Below are 23,090 nucleotides of genomic sequence, written 5' to 3'. Positions count from 1 at the left end.
GAAGATAACGGGTGAAAATTTGGCAATCCAAGGTATTGATCTTTGCTGGACGGCATAGATTGTGTTGTTTCTGTTATATAGAGTAAACTATACAGACGATAATCTGGATGTTTTTACATAGAGGGGGATATGCAAATGTTAGTGAATGTTAAGGATCAAGTGGAAAGTCCGGAAATAAGTCAGCTGTTGGAATATGCAGTGTATACAGATGAAGATGCGCTCGCCGGCGCGATCAACCGCTATCGTGCAGAAGCAGGAGCTGAGTTATATGCTCTTAAGCATGAAGGGGAGCTGATTGGTCTTATCGGTTATGTGATGGATGACCACAATACTCTGAACATTACCCATCTGGCGATTGCTCCCGAACACAGGAATCAGGGCTACGGAAGAGCTATCGTTCTTGAGGCTCTGTATGAAGCGAAGCCGGACCGCATCATCGCAGAGACGGATGAAGACGCGGTTGACTTTTATCGGAATATCGGTTTTGTCGTATTAAGTATCGGCCGGCTTCCGAACGGAATCGAACGGTTTCGCTGTATGTACGAAACGGAACTACAGGAAGACTAATCAAGCATCCGGATATGCGGGCTAGATAACCAACGCAGGTGTAATGCATACACTCACGTTGGTTTTTTGTGATTAAGGGCATGATTAATAATTCTTATAGAGCTCTGGTTGACTTCTGGATTGGAAACCGTTAAAGTTCTATTGTCGAACTATTTCATAGGTGAATCATTTAGAGAGAAAAGGAGGAGGGAGAAATGGAGCAGCAGTCTAAGATGCTGATTGATCGGTATGTAACGGCTTCTTCTATTGTAACCAAGCGGCTGAGCAGCGAGATTGCCAAGGTGGTTCAAGATGAGATGACCATTGATCAGTATCAGATTATGTACTATATCAAGACACAGCAGGAGTGCACCTCTACAGAGCTTGCTGATGTTTTTTGCGTGGGCAAGAGCTCAATAACAGCAATCATTACCCGGCTTGTGGACCGGGGATTGATTGAGCGGACCCGGGATGAGGGAGACCGCAGACTTGTGTATCTGTCACTTACGGAACTTGGCCGAGAGATTTCTGACAAGGCTGATGAGAAAGTGCAGGAAGTGGTGTCCAGGTATCTCACCCATTTTACTCCGGAAGAGATTGAGTCTTTCATCACTAATTTTGAGAAGCTCGCGAGTATGTTTGAAGAGGGGAGTAAGGAATAATGAGGTTGATTCTAAAAGCCAGATGGTGGATTATCCTTCTGTGGATTGCGGCTGCAGTTCTCTTGGTCATGACGGCTCCTTCCATGGCGGATCTGGTCCGTCAGAAAGGGAACTTATCGGTCCCTGACGGGTATTCCTCATCCGAGGCGTCCGCCATTATGAAGGAAATTACAGCAATGAAGGGAGGAGGCAAAGAAACACAGATTGCGCTCGTCTTTCATGAAGATACTTCGTTAAGTCAGGCCGACAAGGATGCGGTCAAGGATGGCATTGAGAAACTGGATGCGGCCAAAGCTAAAATTGGAATTGTGTCCATCACGGATCCTTTCTCCACTCCAGATGCGGCGGATAAAATGATCTCCAAGGATGGAAAGACCATTTTGACAGCCCTCTCGGTTGATAAGGACAAACGCTCCCTCAAGGATATCGAGAACGATATCCGCAGTACGCTGGATTCCGTAAAGGTTAAGCACTATCTGACGGGTCAAGAGCAGATTAGTGAAGATACGATTGCCAGCTCGGAGAGCGGCCTCAAGAAATCTGAGTACATTACTGTCGTCTTCATTCTACTGATTCTATTCATTAGCTTCCGTTCGTTTGTAGCGCCGTTTATCCCGCTGCTTACAGTCGGAATCAGCTATGTGGTATCCCAGTCGGTGGTTGCCTTCCTGGTGGATTCTTATGATTTCCCGTTATCGACATTTACCCAGATATTCATGGTCGCTATTATGTTCGGGATCGGGACGGATTATTGTATTCTGCTTATCAGCCGGTTTAAGGAAGAGCTTCAGCATACGGATGATAAATGGGAAGCTATTATTGCTACCTACCGTACTGCGGGAAAAACGGTGTTTTTCTCAGGTCTTGCTGTACTTGTTGGTTTTGCGGCAATTGGTTTGTCCAAATTTATTCTATACAAATCAGCCGTAGCCGTAGCGGTAGGGGTTGCTGTCATGCTGCTTGCCCTGCTTACGGTGGTGCCGTTCTTTATGGCTGTGCTGGGTACCAAGATTTTTTGGCCTGCAAAAGGCTCGCTTGAGCACAAGGAGAACAAATTCTGGGGAGCCTTTGGTTCTTTCTCTCTTAAGCGCCCTTGGGCGGCGATTCTGCTTGTAGCCATATTCACAGTACCTTTTCTGCTCACTTACAGCGGCAAGGTATCCTTCAACAGCATGGAGGAGATTGGCAGCAATTATGAGTCCGTCAAGGCTTTTAACATCATTTCGGACAGCTTTGAACCTGGTGAATCCCTGCCTACTTCGATCGTGATCAAGAATAAGGAACGCATGGATTCGGCTGAGTATATGGCTCTGGCGGAGAAGATCAGCCAGGAGGTGAAATCGGTTGACGGCGTGGCGAGTGTGCGCGGATTAAGCCGTCCAACCGGTGATGAGGTCAAGGACTTCAAACTGACGGAGCAGGTGAAGACCGTTGGCGAGGGACTAGGCAAAGGAAATGAAGGGCTGAATACCATTCAGGAGGGCCTTACTAAGGCGAGTAATTCGTTAAGCGAGAATGAGCCGAAGCTTAAACAGGCTGCCGACAGCACAGGGAAGCTGGCTGAAGGTACGGCGAAGCTCAAGGACGGAATCTCCCAGCTAAGTAACGGATTATCTGCTATCGAGAAGGGAATCCGAAGCGGCTCCTCTGGAGCGGGGCAGCTTAAGCAGGGCCTGCAGCAGGCCAAGAAGAGTGCCCAGCAGCTGGCCGCTGCCCAGCAGCAGCTTCTGAAGTCTTACCAGCAAATTGGCCAGGGACTTGGCTCGATTGATGGCGGACTGTCCAATGTTAATGAACAGCTAAGTGGTGCTGCACAAGGACTTAATGGCCTCAGTGGTAAATTCAGCAGCCTGGAAAGCAAGTATCCAGAGCTTGCGAAAGACCCGGACTATCTGACCATTCGCGGTACGGTTACCGAGACAGGTAAGGGTATGACGCAGATGGCCGCAGGGCTTAAGCAGCTGCAGACGGCTCTGAATCAGGCTGCTGGCGGCTTGAAGCAGGCGAATGAGGGCTTTGCTAAAGTCGCAGGAGGCCAGGCTGCCCTTGCAGGCGGATTTGATCAGCTGATTAACGGCATCTCCCAGCTAGAATCAGGTCTGAATCAAGCGGCTTCAGGTCAAGGCCAGATTATTGGCAAGATCCCTTCTGTCGTGAGCGGACTCTCTCAAATTGAGAACGGTCAGAAGCAGGTACAGAACGGCTTCACCCAGTTCTCAGGCCAAATTTCGAAGCTTACTGACGGGCTAAGCCAAAGTGCGAACGGAATTGCCAAAGTGTCCGGCGGAATTGATACAGCGAAGGACTATCTGAATGAGGTCGGGGGTGCAGACAACGGGCTGAGCGGCTTCTACGTTCCGGCTGAGGCTTTGAACAACAAGGATATCACGCAATTGTTCGATACTTACCTGTCTCCGGATCGCAAGATTATGACTCTGGATGTCGTCTTCTCTGAGAACCCATACGGAACAACAGCGATCAACCAGGTTGATCAGGTCAAGGCAGCTGTGGACCGTGCGATTCAAGGCACCAAGCTAGCGGATGCCGAGATTGGATATGGCGGGGTGTCGAGCACATTTAATGATCTGAGAGCCATCTCTAACGAAGATTACTTGCGTACAGTTATTTTAATGCTGGTGGGTATATTCATCATTCTTGTACTCCTGCTTCGCTCTATTATTATGCCGATCTATCTCATTGCTTCACTGGTACTCACGTTCTACACTTCCCTGGGAGTTACGGAGCTTATCTTCGTGAAGATACTGGGCATGTCTGGCATCAGCTGGGCCACTCCATTCTTCGGTTTTGTAATTCTTGTGGCATTGGGGATCGATTATAGTATCTTCCTGATGGATCGTTTCAATGAGAACAAAGAGTGGAATGTTGGAGATTCCATTCTGCATGCGATGAAAAATATGGGTACTGTCATTCTATCTGCTGCTGTTATTCTGGGCGGGACCTTTGCTTCCATGTATCCGTCAGGTGTCATGTCTATGATGCAAATTGCTACCGTGGTGCTGACGGGTCTGGCCTTGTATTCCCTGGTTATTCTTCCGTTCTTTATTCCGGTTATGGTCAAGATGTTCGGAAATGCCAACTGGTGGCCTTTCTCCCGCAAGGAAGAAGCAGGGAGCGTCAAAGCATCCAAGGCTCAGAATATCGGTTGAATAAAAAGCTTTGCTTATAAAGAGTGTCCCAACAGCCATTTACTGGCTGGGGGGATGCTCTTTTTATTATTTATCCACGGTGGCAGATGTTATATATTGTGGGACTTAAGTACTTTAATGAGTGTTTGAAAAATAAATATGGTATGTTTATGTTATATAACGTAACACAATACATAAGTTTATTGGTCAAAAAGAGCTAATTCAAAGAAACTTATGTCATATATATTGACATACATGTAAATGCTATTGTATATTTTCTGTAACAAATCTTACATGGATACAAATTAAGGTCAGCAGGTGCCTGAATCGGTTTGCTTCCTCTATTTGAAAGGAGTTCTGCTCATGCATACCTCAGCGCGGAAGAAATTAGTCATGATCGGCAACGGAATGGCCGGTATCAGATTCTTGGAACATTTATTGAAACTATCACCGGATGCTTATGAGATCACCATATTTGGTGCTGAGCCGCATCCTAACTACAACCGGATTATGTTATCCACTGTCCTGGCAGGCGGAACCGATATTAGTGAGATTGTGCTGAATGACTGGAACTGGTACGAAGACAACGGAATCAGGCTTTATGCGGGACACCGGGTCGGGCATGTGGATATCAAATCTCGAAGAGTGGTCTCGGATCAAGGGATAGTTGCGGATTACGATGTTCTGGTCATGGCGACTGGCTCTTCCCCGTATATGCTTCCTATTCCGGGTGCTGCCAAGGACGGGGTTATCGGATTTCGGGACATTAAGGATTGCAGGGCCATGCTTGACGTCTCTCGCAAGTATAAGAAAGCGGCTGTTATTGGCGGAGGTCTGCTAGGTCTGGAAGCAGCAAGGGGCCTGTTGAACCTTGGGATGGATGTGACCGTTATTCATCTCCATGGAGAGCTTATGGACCGTCAGCTGGATTCTCCTGCTTCACGGATGCTGAGAAGGGAACTCGAGAATCAGGGAATGAAGTTCCTGATGAACAAGCAGACCGAGTATATCGGGGGACGGAAGCGAGTTACCCATATTACGTTCACAGACGATACCCTGCTTGAGACGGATCTTGTAGTAATGGCCGTGGGAATTAGACCGAATATGAGTCTTGCTAAGGATGCGGGGATTCCAGTAGGGCGCGGGATTCTTGTCAATGACTATATGTCCACCGGCGTAGAAGGGATCTACGCGGTGGGGGAATGTGCAGAGCACCGGGGGATCTCTTATGGTCTTGTAGCTCCCTTGTATGAACAAGGGGCCGTACTTGCCAAACATCTGGCAGGGGTGCCAACCGAAGGCTATCACGGATCTGTGACATCAACCAAGTTGAAAGTATCCGGAGTTAATGTATTCTCTGCAGGGGAATTCAAAGGCTCAGAGGATACAAGATCCATGTGTTATCAGGATGAAGTGGAAGGAATCTACAAAAAAATCGTGCTAAGGGGCGATAAGCTGGTTGGCTCCGTATTGTTCGGGGATACGGGGGATGGCCCGATGCTTTTCTCTCTGATGAAGAGCGGAGAATCCGTTGCAGGACGGGAGAAGGAACTGCTTCTTGGCTACACTCCTGGTAAGACTCAGGCCGATCCCTCTGAGCGGCTGGCAGCCATGCCGGACGATGAGATTGTATGTGGGTGCAACGGAGTGTCCAAAGCAGCCATCGCAGATGCGATTACGAATAAAGGATGTACATCGATTGGATCGATTAAAGCCTGTACAAAAGCAACCGGCTCATGTGGAGGCTGTAAGCCTGTTGTAGAAGGACTCCTGAATCTGTATGCAGGTGAAGCGGCTTCCGTTGATCTCAAGGAGGGCATCTGCGGATGCACTACGCTTGGACGTGACGAGATCATTCAGTCGATGAAGTCCATGGGGCTTAAGAGTGTGAAGGAGACGATGAATGTTCTGGGCTGGGGCGAGCCGGAAGGCTGCTCCAAGTGCAGGCCCGCCCTTAACTACTATCTGGGTATGCTGTGGCCGGATTCTTATGAGGATGAGCGGGAATCCCGAATTACGAACGAACGCTATCACGCCAATATTCAGAAAGACGGCACCTATTCCGTTGTTCCCCGCATTTATGGCGGAGTAACTTCACCGTCTGAATTGAAGAGAATCGCTGAGGTGGCCGAGCGCTATGAGGTGCCTTTGGTTAAATTTACGGGCGGACAGCGCCTGGATCTGCTTGGCGTGAAGAAAGAGGATCTTCCAGGGATGTGGGAGGACCTGGATATGGCTTCCGGGTACGCGTACGGGAAGACGCTTCGGACGGTCAAGACCTGTGTGGGTAATACCTTTTGCCGGTTCGGTACACAGGATGCGATGGCCATGGGAGTTCGGCTGGAGAAGGCCTATGAGAGAATAAGTACGCCTTCCAAATTCAAGATGGCGGTATCCGGCTGTCCGAGGAACTGCGCTGAAGCCACAATCAAGGATTTCGGCGTTGTGGCGATAGACGGGGGCTGGGAGCTGCATGTTGGAGGCAATGGAGGAGTGAAGGTGCGGGCAACCGACCTGCTCTGTACGGTACGGACCGAAGAAGAGGTCATGGAATGGTCGGGAGCTTTTCTCCAGTATTACAGGGAGGATGCTTCGTGGAATGAACGAACCGCCCATTGGGTAGAGAGAGTAGGGCTTGCTTCAATCAAGGAAGCGCTGGAGAAGCCGCAGGATCGGCAGGCGCTGCTGGACCGTCTTGGGATAGCTCTTGAGCAGACCCGTGACCCATGGAAGGAAATTATCCATGACCCGAGCCTGCGTAAGAACTTTGAGCCTCTTGCCGTGACGGGTGTGAGTCATCAAGGGGAATAGGATTTAAGCATTTCTGACAGTTAAGAAGTTTAAAATGTTAAATAAATAACCAGCCATCAGCATGCGAAATCATCGTCTGCTGGTGGCTGGTTTTCTATATACCCTGGTTATGATGTATAATATTGGCAGATTATAATCTTAGACGTTTGAACCAGCTTCTCAAAGCCCATTTGCGTTCGTGACGCTTCTTGTACTTGGGCAGTGAACGGTAAATACTGATTGATTCCGTATAGGCCTTGCGTGCCTCGTCTTTTCGGTTCAGCGACTGGTATACGTTGCCCAGCAAATAATAGGCTTCGCTGGAGGAAGAGTGGATCAGGCTGAATTTCCCGGCATAGGTTATAGATTTCTCGGGATCTTTATTTTGATAGACAGCTGCAAGTCTTAGATAGGGTTGTCCATAACGAACACGTTCATTAAGCTGCAGGGCATGAAGGATATGTACCTCGGCTTCCTCTACTTGACCGAGTCCTAAAGCGGCATTTCCAAGATCGTCCCAATATTCCGCAGATTCCTCCGAGGACGATTCCATCTCTTGTAACAACTTATAAGCTTCGCTGTATTTCTTTCTCTCCAGCAGAAGTCTTGCGAGATCACGTTTGGCTGAGATGTCATGATGATTAAGTGCAAGCTGCTGCCGAAGCAAGGATATGCCCCTCAATCGTCTGAACGGCTTGGTCACACTGGGGAACACACCGACGAATTGCCGGTCAAGCACATAAATAATGGCCAGCAGAATGATTAATGCCAGAAAAGGGTTTCCTACAAGCCACCACAATGCTGAGAAAAGGATAAATTTAGACATCGGAACCTCCAGAAGATTTGTAATTATTTCCGATTATATCACAAGCAGGAAGGACTCTGGCGGGACTAGTTCCATGCGCAGCAGATAATGGGTAAATATTATATGAATTAGAGAGGAGAGGAATAGCCGCATGTACAGATTAGTTCTTGTGAGACACGGAGAAAGTATTTTTAACTTGGAGAATCGGTTCACCGGCTGGACGGACGTGGATTTGTCCGAGAAAGGAATAACGGAGGCAAAGGAAGCTGGTAAGCTGCTGAAGCAGGATGAGTTCGTGTTTGATGTAGCGTTCACTTCCTATCTGAAGCGGGCGATCAAGACTTTACATTACATATTGGAAGAAATGGACCTGCTGTGGATTCCGGTCCATAAGACTTGGCAGCTCAATGAGCGGCATTATGGGGCCCTTCAGGGACTAAGCAAAGAGGCTACAGCTGTGAAGTATGGAGCGGACCAGGTTCATCTGTGGCGCAGGGGATACGATGTGCTGCCTCCTGCCCTTACCAAAGAGGATGATCGGTACCCGCGCAATGATGTGAAATACCGGGATGTACCGGATCAATATATACCTCTGACCGAGAGCTTGAAGGAGACGATTGTCCGGGTGGAGGACTACTGGAACAAGATGATTATTCCTCAGATCACCGCAGGCAAAAGGGTTATTATTTCCGCGCATGGCAACAGCCTGAGAGCCCTGGTTAAATATTTGGACCAGATGAGTGATGAGGAGGTTATTGATCTCAACATTCCTACAGGTACACCTCTCGTATATACTCTTGATAAGAACTTCAGGCCTATAGAGAAGTATTATCTGGGCAGTGAGAGACGGACCGAGAAGAAGATCGAGAAGGTGGCTGATCCCGGAAAGATTATGGAGTAAGGGTACAGGCCGATACGGGATTATCCTTTTTGGCATATGCTATCTTAAGCTAAAAGGAGGGATCGTATGCAGACCAGAAGCGTGAACCATGCACAAGGTATTGATGTCTCCCACTGGCAGGGATCTATCGATTGGCAGAAGGTGAGAGCGGCAGGCAAATCCTTTGTATTTATTAAAGCTACGGAGAGCAGCCGATACACGGATAATCAGTTTTTCAGTTATCTTAAGGGAGCCAAGTCAGCAGGACTTCTGGTAGGAGCCTATCACTTCACCAGAGCAGCCAAGCCTGCTGATGTGAAAGCAGAAGTAGATCATTTCCTGGAGGTCATTCATCAAGCTGGGGGGATGAGTACTTTTGATCTGCCTTTTGTGCTGGATGCAGAGACCAAGGAGGCGGGAACCCGGGCCAATATAACCGCCACAGTGCGTTCCTGGGTTGATGAGTTCAAGCGGCAGACCGGTACGGTCCCCTTGTTATACACGTACCCCAGCTTTGTAGAGGGATATCTGGACGCCAGTCTTGCTGATGTGCCGCTGTGGTATGCCTATTACAGTAATACAGCTCCGGTAAATAAGTCCGGATGGAAATCCTGGGTATTCCTCCAGTATACGAGCGAAGGGAAGGTTCCGGGAATCGGTGGAAATGTCGATCTTAATGAATATAAGGGGAGTGAGGCTGAACTGATGGCTGCCTACAAGAAGGGCAAGGACGACCAGGAATCCTCTGGCACCAACAAAGGCGTTCCAGCCTGGAAGGAATCCGGCAGACAATGGCTGATCGACAATGCCGGAATCAGTACGGATTGGAAAGCGGAAGACCCGGTTGATATTGGAACGCTTGGGGCGATCCTTGCCAAGTTCACTTCAAGAAACATGAAATCTTAATCTAAGTGGAAAGCTGTCCTTAGAATAGCCATGCACCCGTGGTTAAAGCGTGGTCATACCCCCCTGTGTCAAGTGAAAAGGGGGATGTCCATCGGTGCTGGCTTTTTTCATGTCTAATTCGTGTTCAAGTTCAGCTTGTTTTGCTCTACAGAAACAATTTTGTGGTTTGTCAATAGTTTTGTGAATGTCCCTTGTTTAAGGCTGGCAACAACACTGTTTCTCTAGACCCACTCGCACACCTTTGGTTAAGATAGATTGACCGGCCATCGACCGGAGGAATTCACAAATTACGAACAAGGCGGTATGTCTAAGAATGCAAGAAGCAAACAAAACCTTTATGGCAGTGTGGATTAGTCTGATCAGCAATTTGTTTCTGACAGGACTTAAAATTTTTGTCGGCTTTCTGTTCAAGAGCCAAGTTCTCGTTGCAGACGGTATACATAATGCGGGGGATGTGGTGGCTTCTTTTGCCGCGCTTACCTCTACCCGGATCTCGAAGAAACCCGCGGACGAGGACCACCCTTACGGGCATGGTAAAGCGGAGGTTCTGGCCTCAGCCGTAGTGGCTTTAATCCTGGCGCTTGCCGCAGTTCTTATGATAGTCAAATCTATAGAAGCATTCTTCTCGCCTGCTGAGGAAGCAAGCTTAATCGCTTTATCCGCCGCAGTGATATCACTGATCTGGAAGCAGGTGCTGTATGTGTATTGTATCCGGGTCGGCAGGGTGGAGAACAGCAAAAGTCTGATGGCAACCGCCTATGATCATCTTGCAGATGTCTATGCCTCTGCTGCCGCATGTGCGGGGATAGGTCTTGCACTGATCGGAGATTATTATGATATTCCTTTTACGAAATACGGTGATCCCATTGCCGGGCTGGTAGTCTCTTATTTCGTGCTTAAGCTGGCGTATAAGATGGGAAAGGAATCCGTTGACGTCCTGATGGAGAAAAATATTTCCCAAGATCAGCTGGATCAGATCAATGAGATTGTGAAGCGGGCCGAGCATGTGAAGCGGATTGACCGAATTCGGGCGCGGGAGCTCGGGAATTACATTATTGTTGATGTCAGGGTAAGTATTCCAAGTGAGATGACGGTACAGCAAGGTCATGATGTAAGCAAAGCGATTCGGAATTCAATTAAGAGTGAAGTGAATTACGTAGAAGAGGTTATGGTGCATATCAATCCTTGGTATCAAGGGGATACAAGGGAGGAGAAGTAGAGAAAGGCCGTACATGAACCGATAATAAAGAGGACGATGATAGCAGCAAAGAGAATGAGGATTCTCTCAAACGAGTCCAATCTTTTCACAGATAATCACTCCTCGTTTAAATGTTAACTAATTATACAATAATATCCATCGATTCGTGAAGATACTACTAAAAATACTTGTTAAATTTCATATTTTGCATTCATAAAGTACTAGAACTTTCCTCTGCACTTCCCTATAATTTAGGTAATAAGTAAAGGGTGGTGCAGGATTTTGTTGTCTTCTTATGTTTATATTGGTCTTGGGGTTTTTGACGCCCTCGCCATGTTTGCTCTCATGATCTCCCTTTACAGGCTTCCCCTCTGGTCCCAGCGTTACAAAGTGGCTGCTCTTGTTGTATTCATAGCCCTTTTTTCCTTCGTAATGAGACTGGTGCTTGAAATCCCGCAACTGGATCTTCCCATTCAGTATGTATTCTTCCTGATCTTTATCAAATATGTGTACAGGCTCAGGTTCAGTCATTCCTCATTTGTTGCTGGGGCGGGAGTTACGGCTTACGCAGTTTTGCAGCTTACGATCTACTACGTGTATCATCTGGTGGGTATGATCTATCAGAGTGATCTGTTGAAGACTGAAGGTGCTGTGTATCTGATCCAGATCAGCTCCATTCTCACGGCCTATGGGATCGCTATCTTCCTTAAGTCATTTAGACTGGGCTTCTCGTTTATCCAGATTCCAGAGGACGGGCACCCTACTCCCCGTAACAACCAGACATCCTTGCTAATTGCCTCTATTCTTTCAACGATAACCATTTTCTTAATCAGCTTTTTTCTGTACAACGTAGATACTCTGGGTATTATCATCATGGCTTTCTCAACCTTCAGCATTTCTTATTTCCTCTCGCAAAGGAGCGATTATGAAGGGGTTAGAAGCATTGTCGAAGCATCTCTCCAGCAGGATAAAGGCCAGTGATCCAGAGGGACCGGTCAGCCTCGAAGTTTTGGAGTATGAGCTGGGAATACGACTGAATTTCATCGCCACTATACTGATCACCATGCTGGCAGGATGGATCACCGGGGACTTGGGCAAGGCTTGCCTTGCCATGGCCTCCTTCCTGGTGGTAAGAAGGTTCTCGGGCGGCGTTCATATGAAGTCGCTTACCCTTTGTGCTGTTGTATCCGCTACCATTTTTGTTAGTATTTCGTTCATATCATTGGAGCATGATCAAATACGGTTACTCACACTTTTATCTGCAGCAGTATTTTTGATGTACTCTCCTAATATTCTAGAGGAATTAAACCCTTCGCCTTTGACACCTTACATGAAAATCACCTCATTTACCCTTGTGCTCTCTAACTTAATATTTCTTTCTACAGCGATAGCGCTTGCCTGTGCTGTACAAGCTTTTCTTATTCTGCCTTTCTGGAAGGGAGGTGAACCAAGGTGAAGCAGCAATTAGCCCGCAGTATCTCGTTGTTGTTGTATAGAAGTGCAAAGAAATCCTCCTTCTCCACAAAAAGTTTTATTGGAGCTAAGTCGCTACCTAAAGAACTAAAAGAAATTAAGTCTAAGTAATTCGCTGTAAAACAGCTCAGACCCACCAGAGAAGCAATTTAATATAACTGTGGAAGCCCATGGTTCACATGGGCTTTCTTCAGGCTTGATAACGGAACATATGTTCGTATATAATTTAAATGGGCTCATTCGGGAAATTGTAACTGCCATATGTACATAGAAAAGGAGGACTCCGTATGCTCCCTGATTACGAGCGTAAGCTGCTGCGGATTCTGTATAATTTTTCTTTGAAGTACCGGCGTATGCCGGATATTCGGGATATTCAGCGTCTCACAGGCAGACACCGTCCTGAGGAGATCGAGGCCGGACTTCATCGGCTTGAGGAGGAGAAGTATATTATTTGGGAGAACCGGAGTGATATGGGAACCATACGGATTCTGGAAGGCTGGGATCGTGCACAATCTGGAGTTCCCCGGGAAAGCGGCGAGGATGGCAATACAGAGTATTGGACGAAATATTAAATCGGTGGGTGAGTGTACAAACCTTCAGGTTGTCTCCTGAATACCTTACCATTGTATCTTAAATAAAGAGGAGGTTTTCACAAATGAGCGAAGTAAGAGGCGGCTACGGTGGCGGAATGTTTACATCGACTGGCGCAATCCTGGTTCTGTTCATTCTGCTGGTTATCATCTCCCGTTCTATTCTTTTATAATGGAATCCAGGTGATGTAACATTATCCCCGCCGGGCAGAGAAAGCCTGGCGGGGATTTTGTACGTATTTCCAGCCTGTCTCCAATAAAAAAAGGACAAAAACCCTCGTACAAATGCACGATACAAGGGCTTTTGTCCGGGGATCTCTTGCGAGATCCCCATCATGGGAGAGGAGAAACCGGACGAAGAGCTTATGGGGAAACGTAAGTCTTCTCCGCGGTTGTCTACGACATTTGGTGATGTCGATATCTTTATTGTGTCCGCTCTTGTCACTTTTATACCTGGGTGTCACAAAAAAGGGAAAACATAGGGAATCCGTTTTTCATTTCAGGGAGGAGTATGGTACGATATCGTCATAAAAAAGCGACACGGATGTGACGAAGGATAGGGTGACATAAATTGCGCGTAATTTCAGGAACTGCCAAAGGCAGACCGCTTAAAGCTGTGCCTGGTACTGGGACAAGGCCGACCACGGATAAAGTGAAGGAGGCCATATTCAGTATGATTGGTCCATATTTTGACGGCGGGAGAGCCTTGGACCTATTCGCTGGAACCGGGGGACTCGGGATCGAATCGTTAAGCCGGGGCATGGATCGAGCGGTATTTATAGATCTTGAATATAAGAGTCTTGAGGTTGTGAAGGCCAATCTCAAAGCGACAGGCATGGAGGATAAAGCCGAAGTGTACAAGAATGATGCGGAGCGGGCTTTGAAGGCGCTGGCGAAGCGCGAGACCTCCTTTGACCTTGTGTTTCTGGATCCTCCATACCGCCTCAAGCATGGGGACAAGCTGATGAATAAGATGGATGAGCTGGCTCTTCTCGAGGACAACGCCACGATTGTTCTGGAATATGAATCTTCCTATGAATATCCGGAGCGATTTGGTAATTTCACACGTGTACGCAAAGCCGAATACGGCGAGACGGCAGTCTCGGTGTACAGCTATGAGCGGGGCGCGAACTTGGAAGAGGCTGGACAGGAGGAGTAAGTCGTATGAATGATAACAACAAAAGCTTGAGAATTGCCGTGTATCCGGGCAGCTTTGATCCCGTCACGATGGGGCATATGGATATTATCCAGCGGGCCGCGAGACAGTTCGATATTTTAATTGTAGCTGTTCTTAACAATTCGAGTAAAAACCCGCTTTTCACCATGGAAGAGAGAAAGCAGCTGCTGCAGCAGGCAACAAAGGATTTGCCCAATGTTGAGGTAGACAGCTTCAGTGATCTTCTGGTGAACTATATGGTGCAGAAGAAGGCGCACGTCATTGTTAAGGGTGTACGTTCTGTTACAGACTTCGAATATGAAATGCAAATGGCCTCCATCAATCACAAGCTGAATAGTGAAGTGGAGACCATATTTATGATGACGAATCCCAAATACAGCTACTTAAGCTCTAGTGTAGTGAAGGAAATTGCCCGTTTTCAGGGTGAAGTTGTAGATTTGGTGCTTCCGGAAGTTGAGGAGGCTCTTAGGCAGAAGTTCGCTGCATTGGCACAGATTAAGCCTTAACGGGATACTCTGTGACGGAAGCGCCACAGTATGGCGAACACTACCAGACAGGCAGTGATGAATAATAGGCTGAGGAACTGCAGCTTCATTAGTGAAAAGGCCTGGTCCCAGCTCGGAAGTTCAAGTATGGGGTATCTCAGCCTCCCGTCAGTAGTGAAATCCCCATAGACGGGGGTAGCGTCTGGGAACAGCTTTAGCAGCGGCTTCCAAAGCAGAAGTGTTAGTACATAAGCATAGATTCCATGCAAAATCCGGGTGAGCAGGAACCCGCCCGTTCCAATTCCGGAAGGCCGCAGTACGGCGCGAACCTGCAGATAGGCACACAGTCCGCTGAAGCCCAGAATCGCGCCGATTAAGGCGGCTTGCAGTGCCGGGGAAGAGAAGAGGGAAGTCGAGGCAGCGTTCGCTCCCAAGTGTACTTCTAGGAGGCCTGGAAGGATGAAGGAAGGGGCGATCCCCGGAACATGGAACTGGATCATACGTATGATCACCGCGAAAATCAGCATATACCCGCCGATCATCATTAATGTCTGAACTGCGGAAGCTACTGAATCTCCAAGCAATTTACCAAAGCTGCGCCCGTCTATTCGGCGGGCTTCTTCCATGCTGTGAACTACTTGCTGTAGTGGCGACCCCGTGCGTACAGGTTCGGGGCCGGCCTGGTATAGATCCCGGCGGCTCTGGAGTATGACCTTGTGCAGAGTGATTCCAGCAAGGATGCCTGCTATACCATGCACGGCTGCCAGAAGAAGGCCAAGTCCCGGATTATGGAGAAAGCCGGTACCGACAACGACAATAATCAGCATCGGATTACAGAAGTGTCCGGCCGCGGCTAATTTTTCCGCCTGCCTGGCTGTAATCCTTCCTCTTGTATACAACTGGGCTGATGCTTCTGCAGCGGCTGGGAAACCGGCGATTAAGCCGAGCGGGATGACCCAGCCTGCAATCCCTGGAGCCCCCAATCCTTTTCGAAGCAGGGGGGTAAGCAGGGTGCCCAGGGCATGGACCAACCCGTAAGCAACCAGCATTTGGGAGAGGACCAGGAAGGGCAATAGTCCAGGGAATACAATTCTCCACCATAGAGTCAAGCCCTGAAGTGATGCTTCAAACGCGGCACCCGGTGAATTCACAATACTGGCTGCAAGCAGTACGGCGCAGCTGGCCAAAGCAATAGTTACCCATAAGGATCCCCCTTGCTGGTGCGTTCCCTTCATGAATGTCTCACCTCATTATGGAATAAAGATGGATTGAACTATTCAATTACAAAGACACATCATCTTGTTCTTACGGCTAGTACAAATTTTATGCATGGCGGGCAGAGATCAGACCAGCTTCGTCCATGCTGCGGGCAAGGGAGAGGAGACACCGGTGCAGCTGAGAAATTCAAAAATCTTTAAACTGGCGATGTACATCATCATGATGACTATAATTGTGTATGTAGTGGTGTACATGCCTACGCCTTACATGGTGAATCAGCCGGGTACGGCTGAGGAGATCAAGCCGATGATTATTGTGAAGGGAGGAGACCCCGAAGAGAAGGGGACCTTCATGATGACCACCGTATCAGTGACCTATGCGAATCTGGCGATGCTGATTACTTCCCAGTTCAACTCCGAGGCGGAGATTGTCCGAAAAAGGCCGGAGCAGGGCGGGAAAGAGTATGAGACTCAGCAGGTGTATTATATGAGTGATTCCCAGTCCAGTGCGATGGCTGCGGCATACGCCAAGGCCAAGCTGCCCTACCGGATCGAGCCGGAATATCTATTTGTCATATCCCTATCCACTTCCCCTGCGCCTAAAGGGGATTTTGTTCCTGGGGATATTATTCAAAAGGTTGAGGACAAGCCGGTTACCCGGCATGAAGATATGACCGAGGTGCTTAAAGGAAGACAACCGGGTGAAGTTGTCCGGGTTGAGCTAAATCGGGACGGGAGAGAAATCACCGAGAAGGTAGGACTCGTGAGCTTGGAGGACTCTGCAACAGGGGAGACCCGGGCAGGTCTTGGGCTGAACATAGGCGAACTCAGAAAAGTGAAATCTACCGATCCGCAAAAGCAGGTGGAATTCGCCAAGACGGAGGTCGGCGGGCCTTCAGCCGGTCTGATGTTCACACTGGAAATATACAACCGGCTCACATCCGGTGACCTCAGTAAAGGTTACCGGATTGCTGGAACGGGTACCATGTCGGCAGATGGAACTGTGGGGCCGATCGGCGGCGTACAGTTCAAAATTGTGGCGGCTGACCGGCAGAAGGCTGAGATTTTCTTCGTGCCTGAGGATAATTTCAAAGATGCGAAGAAGAAAGCTGAGGATATCGGGACTTCTATGAAGCTTGTACCGGTCAAGACGGTGGATGATGCCCTACGTTATCTAAGCTCGATTACAGCTAAAGCTGGATAGGTGGCTGGCGATAATCACGGAAGAGCTGGTTCGTATCAAGGGAAGAGTAAGAACTCGCATGGACAGCCGAGGCTCTAAGATCGAGCTCAAGCTGAGGATGTGACAAGTCGGACGGCCTCGTCAGGATGGGAAGCGAGGCCGTCTTTTTCATGCGACGGAGCAGCTCTCGGCCCTTATCTGTGAAGCCAAGCACACGCAAATAGCCAGGCCCTGTCGATAGAATCTCCCGCGTGAATGACTGCTTAGTGTGCCCAAGAAGCACATGCACCAGCAGGCGCTGAAGCTTGGTGTGGGTGTAGCGTTTGGTCTTCAGGGCCTGAAGCAGGCTTGCTACGGTGGGCTCCGCCAGATGAGGCAGCAGCTTCTTGATCCGGTACTCCAGTCCCTCAGTCATCTCGTAGATCTGGGAGAGCTGCTCCGCAGGGCTGATCAGCAGCTGGTGCAGCAGCTGCGGACGGAGCGACTCCCAGGTCACAGGCCCGCGGCCCGCGTGCAGCTCGCGGGCCAGGATGCCGGCGGCATAGTCAGGCATGTAGGGACTCGCCTGCGGCAGTCCCTCGGCCAATATCAGCCGCCGGATCGCGGTGGCGCTGGCGATGGGCCCCTCGCCCGGCTGCGCATCGTGGTATCCGGCCGCTTCGCGCCGGATGGTCAAGGGCGTGATCGTGCTGCCGAGCCGGCGCAGCGCGATCATGTAGTGCAGCCCAAGCGAATTGTTGGGCTGCATCAAGAGCTCGCGCGCGCCTTCGGCTGCGCCGCGCGCAAGGGTCCGCTCCGCCGCCGCAGCATAGGCGGCGGGGTAGCTTACGCCAGCGGCGAGTTCCTCCGCCACGGCGTCCTTCAGGTCGCTGCTCTCCTCGGCGAGCAGCGAGGCCAGCTCGTGCAGCTTGTCCGTGCTTCCTTCCTCGCTGCCGAAGACCAGGTGCGTCACAAGACCGGTCGCATTCAGCAGCGACACGGCCCCGTACGCGAACCACTCCGCTGGCTGCACGGCATAGGACACGGGCAGCTCGAACACGACATCAGCTCCCATGGACAGCGCCATTTCCGCCCGGGCCCATTTCGAGACGAGGGCCGGCTCGCCCCGCTGAAGGAAGCTGCCGCTCATTACGGCGATGGCCGCTTCGGCGCCAGTCTGCTGCTTGGCCTGGGTGAAGTGATAGACATGTCCGTGGTGGAGCGGATTATATTCAACAATTACGCCGACAATGCTCAAAATCTTGGCCTCCTTGCATCTGTGGATGATTTTAAAAGAAATAATATCATGAACTGCATCATTTACAGAATAAACATGCTATAATTTACGAACCTGTCCCTTTGGCTGCACAAGGAGTGCTGCAAATTATTGTGGGTAGGAAACCGGCAAATGCCGTATAATAAAGGGAGTATCTCGTATAAGTTATTGACAAGACTCTCTAAAAATCGGTATAATAATTTTTGTTTGTTTGGAGTGATGATCATGCACTTTCAATTTCGTAAATTGGCGTCAGCCGAAGGCCCTGTGGAGTTCCACGAGGCGCTGGATGTTCATCATGTTGCCAAAGGCCGCAAGGATATAACCCATGTGAGTCCGCTTCAAGCTGATCTGAAGGTAATTCCTTTGGGTGAGGGAGAAGTAGAAGTAAAGGGGAGATTATCTGCGGAACTGGACATGACGTGCTCCCGATGCCTGAAGCCTTTGAAGAAACAAGTCGGTATTCATTTCGAGGAACGGTTTAAGTACAGTGAGAATACAGAGAATGTACAGGACGAAGAAGACGAGATCCGCTACGTTGCAGAGGATAACGTGAATCTGATTCCTTTCATAGAAGAAGCCTTGCTTCTGAATCTCCCGTTTGCTGCCGTCTGCAAGGACGACTGCAAAGGTCTGTGCCCTACTTGTGGAACCGATTTGAACGAACAGAATTGCGGCTGTGATAAAGAAGTCATCGACCCGCGTCTTGCGGCGCTGAAGGACTTTTTTAAACAACAATAATAAAAGTCTGACATCGATATGGAATGAAGAGAAGTAAGTTCAATCCATATAACGGTTGTCTAAACTAAGCAATGGAACCAGGTTGACTTGAATAAGGAGGTGGGAACCATGGCAGTACCTCAACGGAGAACGTCCAAAACGCGTCGTGACAAACGTCGCACTCATTTCAAATTGGCTGTGCCGGGCATGGTAAAATGTGAACAATGCGGAGAATTAAAGCTTGCTCACCACGTATGCAAAGTATGCGGCACATACAAAGCAAGAGAAATTATCAAGCAATAATGAACGAAATCAAAGTAGTACCTACATCTTGGATGGGGTGCTATTTTTTTTTGAATATCGGAAGAAGAGACTCTCCTGCTGGGATTGTCTTTCTTTTTAAAACAGGATGATTTATACTGGAGCTTAGTACCTGGTTCTAAGACGATATATTTACTATATTAATAATTTATAGATCACGCAGGGGGCGATCCTTATCGAACGTTTGCCCAAACGGGCGAGACAGCAGCAGCTCGTAAGAATGATTGAAGAGAATCCGTTCATTACCGATCAGGAACTGACGCGTCAGCTTAAAGTAAGTATTCAGACCATTCGTCTGGATCGTCTGGAACTTGGCATACCTGAACTCCGTGAACGGATGAAGCTGATGGCCGAGCTTTCTTATGATCAAGTGAAGTCTCTGCCGCTGCATGAAGTGATTGGGGATATCGTTGACCTTCAGCTGGACAAGAGCGGGATTTCCATTTTTGAAATACGAGACGAGCATGTTTTCTCGCGCACCGGAATCGCCCGGGGGCATCATGTATTCGCACAAGCGAACTCCCTTGCGGTCGCCGTAATCAATGATGAAATCGCACTTACTTCTTCTGCAGATATCCGGTTTGTGAGATCGGTGCATTTGGGGGAGAAATGTATTGCCAAGGCCTATGTCCGTTCGGAGGCTGGCAACAAAGGGAAGGCAAAGGTCGAGGTCTTCACCTATGTAGGTGAGGAGATGGTCTTCCAAGGGAACTTCGTCATCTATCGTTCCGGGAAAGAGGAACACAGTGAAGGGGGAACTACACATGTTGATAGCCATTGATGCCATGGGAGGAGACCACGCGCCGCGCTCCAATGTGGAAGGCGCGCTTGCAGCCGCCAAGGAATGGAAGGATATCGAGATCGTCCTGGTCGGAGATCAGGCTCAGATCGAAGCGCTGCTTCAGGAACGTCCGTCCAATCTAACTATACGTCATACAACTGAAGTGATCGGCGGGGAAGACGAACCCGTTAAGGCGGTCCGCCGCAAGAAGGATTCTTCCATGGTAGTCGCGGGGAGAATGGTTCGCGAGGGAGAGGCCGACGCGATGATTTCTGCCGGGAATACGGGTGCTCTGATGACAACAGGTCTCCTGGTTGTAGGGAGAATGGAAGGCATTGAGCGTCCGGCACTTGCTCCGATCATACCGACCGTTGACGGCCGGGGTGTTCTGGCTCTGGACCTCGGTGCCAATATGGATGCGAAGCCTGAGCATTTGGCACAGTATGCTCTGATGGGCAGTGTATACCGCCAGCAGGTGCATGGCATTGATAAGCCTAGAGTAGGCCTGCTTAACGTGGGAACCGAGGCCATCAAAGGGAATGAGCTTACCAAAGCGGCATACCCGCTTCTACAGGAGCTGCCTATTCATTTTGTGGGGAATGTGGAAGCGCACGGTGTGCTGGCCGGGGCTTGTGATGTTCTGGTCTGTGATGGTTTTGCCGGAAATATTCTCCTCAAATCTTTGGAGGGAACAGCGGGGGCCTTATTCTCGATCCTGAAAGAGAAATTCACGAGTTCACTTAAGAACAAGCTGGCGGCTGCTGTGCTGATGCCGGAGCTGCGTGGACTCAAAAGCATGATGGACTACAAGGAGCACGGCGGGGCCCCGCTGCTTGGGCTTAGCGGGCTTGTGGTCAAAGGACATGGCTCTTCGGACGCGGATGCGATCAAGAATGCCTTCCGGCAGGCGAGGATTGCCCTTCGCAGTCAGTTGATTCAGAACATATCCAAAGAATTCAGCAGTGGGGAGAGAGTATTGAAGTGAATAATTTGCGATCGGTAGGAATTATTGGTACAGGCAAGTATGTGCCCGAGAAAGTATTAACCAATGCGGACCTGGAGAAAATCGTGGAAACGAACGACGAGTGGATCGTTTCTCGAACAGGGATTCGTGAGCGCCATATCGCTGCACCTGAACAAGCAACCTCGGATCTGGCTTATGAAGCTTCCTTAAAGGCGCTTGCGTCGGCAGGAATTGCTCCGCATGAATTGGACCTTATTATCGTAGCTACGGTTACCCCGGATATGACGTTCCCATCTACAGCCTGTCTGCTTCAGGAGAAGCTGGGGGCGAAGCAGGCTGCGGCGTTTGATTTGTCTGCGGCCTGCTCGGGATTTGTATACAGCTTGGCAACGGCAACCAACTTTATTAAGACAGGGATGTATAACAACGCGCTGGTTATTGGCGCAGATACCTTGTCCCGCATTACAGATTATACGGACCGTAATACTTGCGTGCTGTTCGGTGACGGGGCGGGTGCGGTAGTCCTTGGCGAAGTGCCTGAGGGCAGAGGGTTCCTGTCCTTTGACCTTGGTGCGGAGGGTGCTGGCGGAAGCCAGCTGAAGCTCGAAGCAGGCGGTTCCAGACTGCCAGCTTCAGCAGATACCGTAGCCGGCGGCAAGCACTTTATCTATATGAATGGCCGGGAAGTATTTAAATTTGCGGTTCGCGTGATGGGTACAGCCACAGAGGAAGTTCTCCGCAAAGCTGGAGTAGCGAAAGAAGAAGTGGATCTGTTCGTTCCTCATCAAGCGAATATCCGGATTATTCATTCAGCCATGGAACGCTTGAACCTTCCGGAGGAGAAATGCGTAATCAATGTCGATAAGTATGCGAATACCTCGGCTGCATCCATCCCGCTGGCTCTGGTAGAAGCAGCTGAAGAGGGACGTATGAAAGAGGGAGACACGATCCTGCTTGTCGGCTTTGGCGGCGGCCTTACTTGGGGCGCATCGGTTCTTGTGTGGTAATCAGTCAACGAAGGAGAGCTATCTGATTTATGGGAAAGTTAGCATTTGTATTTCCGGGACAAGGTTCCCAAGCCGTAGGAATGGGCAAAGATATTTATGATGAAGTGCCAGAGGCGGGGGAACTGTTCCGCACAGCAGATGAGAAGCTTGGCTTTGGCCTAAGCGACCTTATATTTAATGGCCCGGAGGCAGAACTTAAGATGACGGCGAATACACAGCCGGCTCTGCTGACAACAAGTTACGCACTTTACAGAATTTTTGCCTCCAAAGGAATTACGCCGGATTATTTTGCAGGACACAGTCTGGGTGAATATACAGCCTTGACGGCGGCGGGCGTTCTCTCGTTCGAAGACGCTGTGGCTACGGTTCGCGCGCGGGGTCAGTTCATGGAACAGGCCGTACCGGGCGGACAGGGGGCCATGGCTGCGGTACTGGGAGCTGAGCGGGGTGCGCTAGCTGATCTGTGTGCAGCCATTACTTCCGAAGGGAATCTAGTTGAACTGGCCAATATCAACTGCCCCGGACAGATTGTTGTATCTGGAAGTCGCGCTGGAGTGGGCGCCCTGGTAGAACGTGTCAAAGAAGCGGGAGGCAAACGTGCCATTCCGCTCGAAGTTAGCGGTCCGTTCCATTCTTCGCTCATGCGTTCAGCAGCTGAACGCCTTGAAGAAGCACTGGCGGGTGTCCACTACACGGATGCTTCTGTTCCAGTTGTGGTGAACGTTACAGCTCAGCCTGTACATAAAGGAGCCGAGGTTCCTGCTCTCCTGACTCAGCAGGTCTATTCTCCTGTTCTCTGGGAAGATAGTGTTCGCTGGTTGATTGAACAAGGCGTTGATACTTTTGTCGAGATAGGCCCAGGAAATGTTCTTACAGGCATGCTTAAGAAAATCGACAAGAACGTAAGAGGATTGAATGTGAATAGCCTTGAAAGTCTCGAGCAGGCGGCTGCGGCTCTGAAAGAGGAGCTTTAAGCTGCCCATC

The 23,090-nt window shown here is 49.4% G+C and carries 23 protein-coding genes; 20 read left to right on the top strand and 3 right to left on the bottom strand.

The features are described from left to right. Positions 1-135: 135 nt before the first annotated feature. The 4 genes from ACEN86_RS13905 (at position 136) to nirB (ending at position 7,165) form a co-directional block, all read left to right on the top strand. Positions 136-567, top strand: a complete 432-nt coding sequence (locus ACEN86_RS13905) for a GNAT family N-acetyltransferase (protein WP_495631209.1) — start codon at positions 136-138, stop codon at positions 565-567. 194 nt (positions 568-761) lie between these two features. Next, positions 762-1,208 carry a MarR family winged helix-turn-helix transcriptional regulator gene (locus ACEN86_RS13900; RefSeq protein WP_495631208.1) on the top strand — a complete coding sequence of 149 codons (447 nt, stop codon included), beginning with the start codon at positions 762-764 and terminating at the stop codon, positions 1,206-1,208. Continuing rightward, positions 1,208-4,375 (top strand): MMPL family transporter, encoded by a 3,168-nt coding sequence (locus ACEN86_RS13895; protein ID WP_495631207.1) that lies wholly within the window; start codon positions 1,208-1,210, stop codon positions 4,373-4,375. Before ACEN86_RS13900 ends, ACEN86_RS13895 begins: the two co-directional genes overlap by 1 nt. Before the next feature lie 342 nt (positions 4,376-4,717). Continuing rightward, positions 4,718-7,165 (top strand): nitrite reductase large subunit NirB, encoded by a 2,448-nt coding sequence (gene nirB / locus ACEN86_RS13890; protein WP_495631206.1) that lies wholly within the window; start codon positions 4,718-4,720, stop codon positions 7,163-7,165. Positions 7,166-7,295: 130 nt separating this feature from the next. Here the strand turns inward: nirB and ACEN86_RS13885 are convergent, their stop codons facing one another. Further along, entirely contained in the window at positions 7,296-7,970 is a 675-nt protein-coding gene (locus ACEN86_RS13885) for a tetratricopeptide repeat protein (RefSeq protein ID WP_495631205.1), read from the bottom strand. A gap of 130 nt (positions 7,971-8,100) precedes the next feature. Between ACEN86_RS13885 and gpmA the strand changes: the two genes are divergently transcribed. The 9 genes from gpmA (at position 8,101) to coaD (ending at position 14,679) form a co-directional block, all read left to right on the top strand. Continuing rightward, positions 8,101-8,850 carry a 2,3-diphosphoglycerate-dependent phosphoglycerate mutase gene (gene gpmA, locus ACEN86_RS13880; RefSeq protein ID WP_495631204.1) on the top strand — a complete coding sequence of 250 codons (750 nt, stop codon included), beginning with the start codon at positions 8,101-8,103 and terminating at the stop codon, positions 8,848-8,850. A gap of 66 nt (positions 8,851-8,916) precedes the next feature. Further along, entirely contained in the window at positions 8,917-9,735 is an 819-nt protein-coding gene (locus ACEN86_RS13875) for a glycoside hydrolase family 25 protein (RefSeq protein WP_495631203.1), read from the top strand. Positions 9,736-10,048: 313 nt separating this feature from the next. Further along, positions 10,049-10,954 (top strand): cation diffusion facilitator family transporter, encoded by a 906-nt coding sequence (locus tag ACEN86_RS13870; protein ID WP_495631202.1) that lies wholly within the window; start codon positions 10,049-10,051, stop codon positions 10,952-10,954. A gap of 261 nt (positions 10,955-11,215) precedes the next feature. Continuing rightward, entirely contained in the window at positions 11,216-11,914 is a 699-nt protein-coding gene (locus tag ACEN86_RS13865) for a hypothetical protein (RefSeq protein WP_495631201.1), read from the top strand. Further along, positions 11,877-12,389 carry an accessory gene regulator B family protein gene (locus ACEN86_RS13860; RefSeq protein ID WP_495631200.1) on the top strand — a complete coding sequence of 171 codons (513 nt, stop codon included), beginning with the start codon at positions 11,877-11,879 and terminating at the stop codon, positions 12,387-12,389. The genes ACEN86_RS13865 and ACEN86_RS13860 overlap by 38 nt, the downstream gene beginning before the upstream one ends. A 304-nt stretch (positions 12,390-12,693) precedes the next feature. Continuing rightward, the gene (locus ACEN86_RS13855; protein WP_495631199.1) at positions 12,694-12,978 is read left to right on the top strand and encodes a hypothetical protein; all 285 of its coding nucleotides are present in this window, start codon (positions 12,694-12,696) and stop codon (positions 12,976-12,978) included. A gap of 83 nt (positions 12,979-13,061) precedes the next feature. After that, positions 13,062-13,169: a YjcZ family sporulation protein gene (locus ACEN86_RS13850; RefSeq protein WP_495631198.1), complete on the top strand. Its 108-nt coding sequence runs from the start codon at positions 13,062-13,064 to the stop codon at positions 13,167-13,169. Positions 13,170-13,567: 398 nt separating this feature from the next. Next, positions 13,568-14,155: a 16S rRNA (guanine(966)-N(2))-methyltransferase RsmD gene (gene rsmD, locus ACEN86_RS13845; protein WP_495631197.1), complete on the top strand. Its 588-nt coding sequence runs from the start codon at positions 13,568-13,570 to the stop codon at positions 14,153-14,155. Between the two features lie 5 nt (positions 14,156-14,160). Next, complete coding sequence (coaD, locus tag ACEN86_RS13840; protein WP_495631196.1) at positions 14,161-14,679, top strand: pantetheine-phosphate adenylyltransferase; 519 nt, start codon at positions 14,161-14,163, stop codon at positions 14,677-14,679. Here coaD and ACEN86_RS13835 read toward each other — a convergent pair. Further along, positions 14,676-15,893 carry a nucleoside recognition domain-containing protein gene (locus ACEN86_RS13835; RefSeq protein WP_495631195.1) on the bottom strand — a complete coding sequence of 406 codons (1,218 nt, stop codon included), beginning with the start codon at positions 15,891-15,893 and terminating at the stop codon, positions 14,676-14,678. The two genes, coaD and ACEN86_RS13835, sit on opposite strands and share 4 nt — an antisense overlap. 154 nt (positions 15,894-16,047) lie before the next feature. Between ACEN86_RS13835 and ACEN86_RS13830 the strand changes: the two genes are divergently transcribed. Further along, positions 16,048-17,079 carry a SepM family pheromone-processing serine protease gene (locus ACEN86_RS13830; RefSeq protein ID WP_495631194.1) on the top strand — a complete coding sequence of 344 codons (1,032 nt, stop codon included), beginning with the start codon at positions 16,048-16,050 and terminating at the stop codon, positions 17,077-17,079. On the opposite strand, the gene ACEN86_RS13825 is transcribed toward ACEN86_RS13830, so the two are convergent. Then, positions 17,066-18,295 carry a nucleotidyltransferase gene (locus ACEN86_RS13825; protein ID WP_495631193.1) on the bottom strand — a complete coding sequence of 410 codons (1,230 nt, stop codon included), beginning with the start codon at positions 18,293-18,295 and terminating at the stop codon, positions 17,066-17,068. The two genes, ACEN86_RS13830 and ACEN86_RS13825, sit on opposite strands and share 14 nt — an antisense overlap. Before the next feature lie 243 nt (positions 18,296-18,538). Between ACEN86_RS13825 and ACEN86_RS13820 the strand changes: the two genes are divergently transcribed. The 6 genes from ACEN86_RS13820 to fabD all read left to right on the top strand — a co-directional run bounded on the left by ACEN86_RS13820 (position 18,539) and on the right by fabD (position 23,080). Then, entirely contained in the window at positions 18,539-19,054 is a 516-nt protein-coding gene (locus ACEN86_RS13820; RefSeq protein WP_495631192.1) for a YceD family protein, read from the top strand. A gap of 108 nt (positions 19,055-19,162) precedes the next feature. Beyond that, the gene (rpmF, locus tag ACEN86_RS13815) at positions 19,163-19,336 is read left to right on the top strand and encodes a 50S ribosomal protein L32 (RefSeq protein ID WP_026263995.1); all 174 of its coding nucleotides are present in this window, start codon (positions 19,163-19,165) and stop codon (positions 19,334-19,336) included. Between the two features lie 202 nt (positions 19,337-19,538). Continuing rightward, complete coding sequence (gene fapR, locus ACEN86_RS13810) at positions 19,539-20,135, top strand: transcription factor FapR (RefSeq protein ID WP_495631191.1); 597 nt, start codon at positions 19,539-19,541, stop codon at positions 20,133-20,135. Beyond that, complete coding sequence (plsX, locus tag ACEN86_RS13805; protein ID WP_495631190.1) at positions 20,119-21,120, top strand: phosphate acyltransferase PlsX; 1,002 nt, start codon at positions 20,119-20,121, stop codon at positions 21,118-21,120. Before fapR ends, plsX begins: the two co-directional genes overlap by 17 nt. After that, positions 21,117-22,106: a beta-ketoacyl-ACP synthase III gene (locus ACEN86_RS13800; protein ID WP_495631189.1), complete on the top strand. Its 990-nt coding sequence runs from the start codon at positions 21,117-21,119 to the stop codon at positions 22,104-22,106. The genes plsX and ACEN86_RS13800 overlap by 4 nt, the downstream gene beginning before the upstream one ends. A gap of 29 nt (positions 22,107-22,135) precedes the next feature. Next, positions 22,136-23,080: an ACP S-malonyltransferase gene (gene fabD, locus ACEN86_RS13795; protein WP_495631188.1), complete on the top strand. Its 945-nt coding sequence runs from the start codon at positions 22,136-22,138 to the stop codon at positions 23,078-23,080. Positions 23,081-23,090: the final 10 nt, after the last annotated feature.

The organism is Paenibacillus sp. Paensp111 (assembly GCF_059492195.1).
This window is presented reverse-complemented; position numbering and strand designations above follow the sequence as displayed.

Coding starts and splice junctions, on each gene's coding strand:
- ACEN86_RS13905 (WP_495631209.1), top strand. CDS start 136: ATGTTAGTGAATGTTAAGGATCAAGTGGAAAGTCCGGAAATAAGTCAG.
- ACEN86_RS13900 (WP_495631208.1), top strand. CDS start 762: ATGGAGCAGCAGTCTAAGATGCTGATTGATCGGTATGTAACGGCTTCT.
- ACEN86_RS13895 (WP_495631207.1), top strand. CDS start 1,208: ATGAGGTTGATTCTAAAAGCCAGATGGTGGATTATCCTTCTGTGGATT.
- nirB (WP_495631206.1), top strand. CDS start 4,718: ATGCATACCTCAGCGCGGAAGAAATTAGTCATGATCGGCAACGGAATG.
- ACEN86_RS13885 (WP_495631205.1), bottom strand. CDS start 7,970: ATGTCTAAATTTATCCTTTTCTCAGCATTGTGGTGGCTTGTAGGAAAC.
- gpmA (WP_495631204.1), top strand. CDS start 8,101: ATGTACAGATTAGTTCTTGTGAGACACGGAGAAAGTATTTTTAACTTG.
- ACEN86_RS13875 (WP_495631203.1), top strand. CDS start 8,917: ATGCAGACCAGAAGCGTGAACCATGCACAAGGTATTGATGTCTCCCAC.
- ACEN86_RS13870 (WP_495631202.1), top strand. CDS start 10,049: ATGCAAGAAGCAAACAAAACCTTTATGGCAGTGTGGATTAGTCTGATC.
- ACEN86_RS13855 (WP_495631199.1), top strand. CDS start 12,694: ATGCTCCCTGATTACGAGCGTAAGCTGCTGCGGATTCTGTATAATTTT.
- ACEN86_RS13850 (WP_495631198.1), top strand. CDS start 13,062: ATGAGCGAAGTAAGAGGCGGCTACGGTGGCGGAATGTTTACATCGACT.
- coaD (WP_495631196.1), top strand. CDS start 14,161: ATGAATGATAACAACAAAAGCTTGAGAATTGCCGTGTATCCGGGCAGC.
- ACEN86_RS13835 (WP_495631195.1), bottom strand. CDS start 15,893: ATGAAGGGAACGCACCAGCAAGGGGGATCCTTATGGGTAACTATTGCT.
- ACEN86_RS13820 (WP_495631192.1), top strand. CDS start 18,539: ATGCACTTTCAATTTCGTAAATTGGCGTCAGCCGAAGGCCCTGTGGAG.
- rpmF (WP_026263995.1), top strand. CDS start 19,163: ATGGCAGTACCTCAACGGAGAACGTCCAAAACGCGTCGTGACAAACGT.
- plsX (WP_495631190.1), top strand. CDS start 20,119: ATGTTGATAGCCATTGATGCCATGGGAGGAGACCACGCGCCGCGCTCC.
- fabD (WP_495631188.1), top strand. CDS start 22,136: ATGGGAAAGTTAGCATTTGTATTTCCGGGACAAGGTTCCCAAGCCGTA.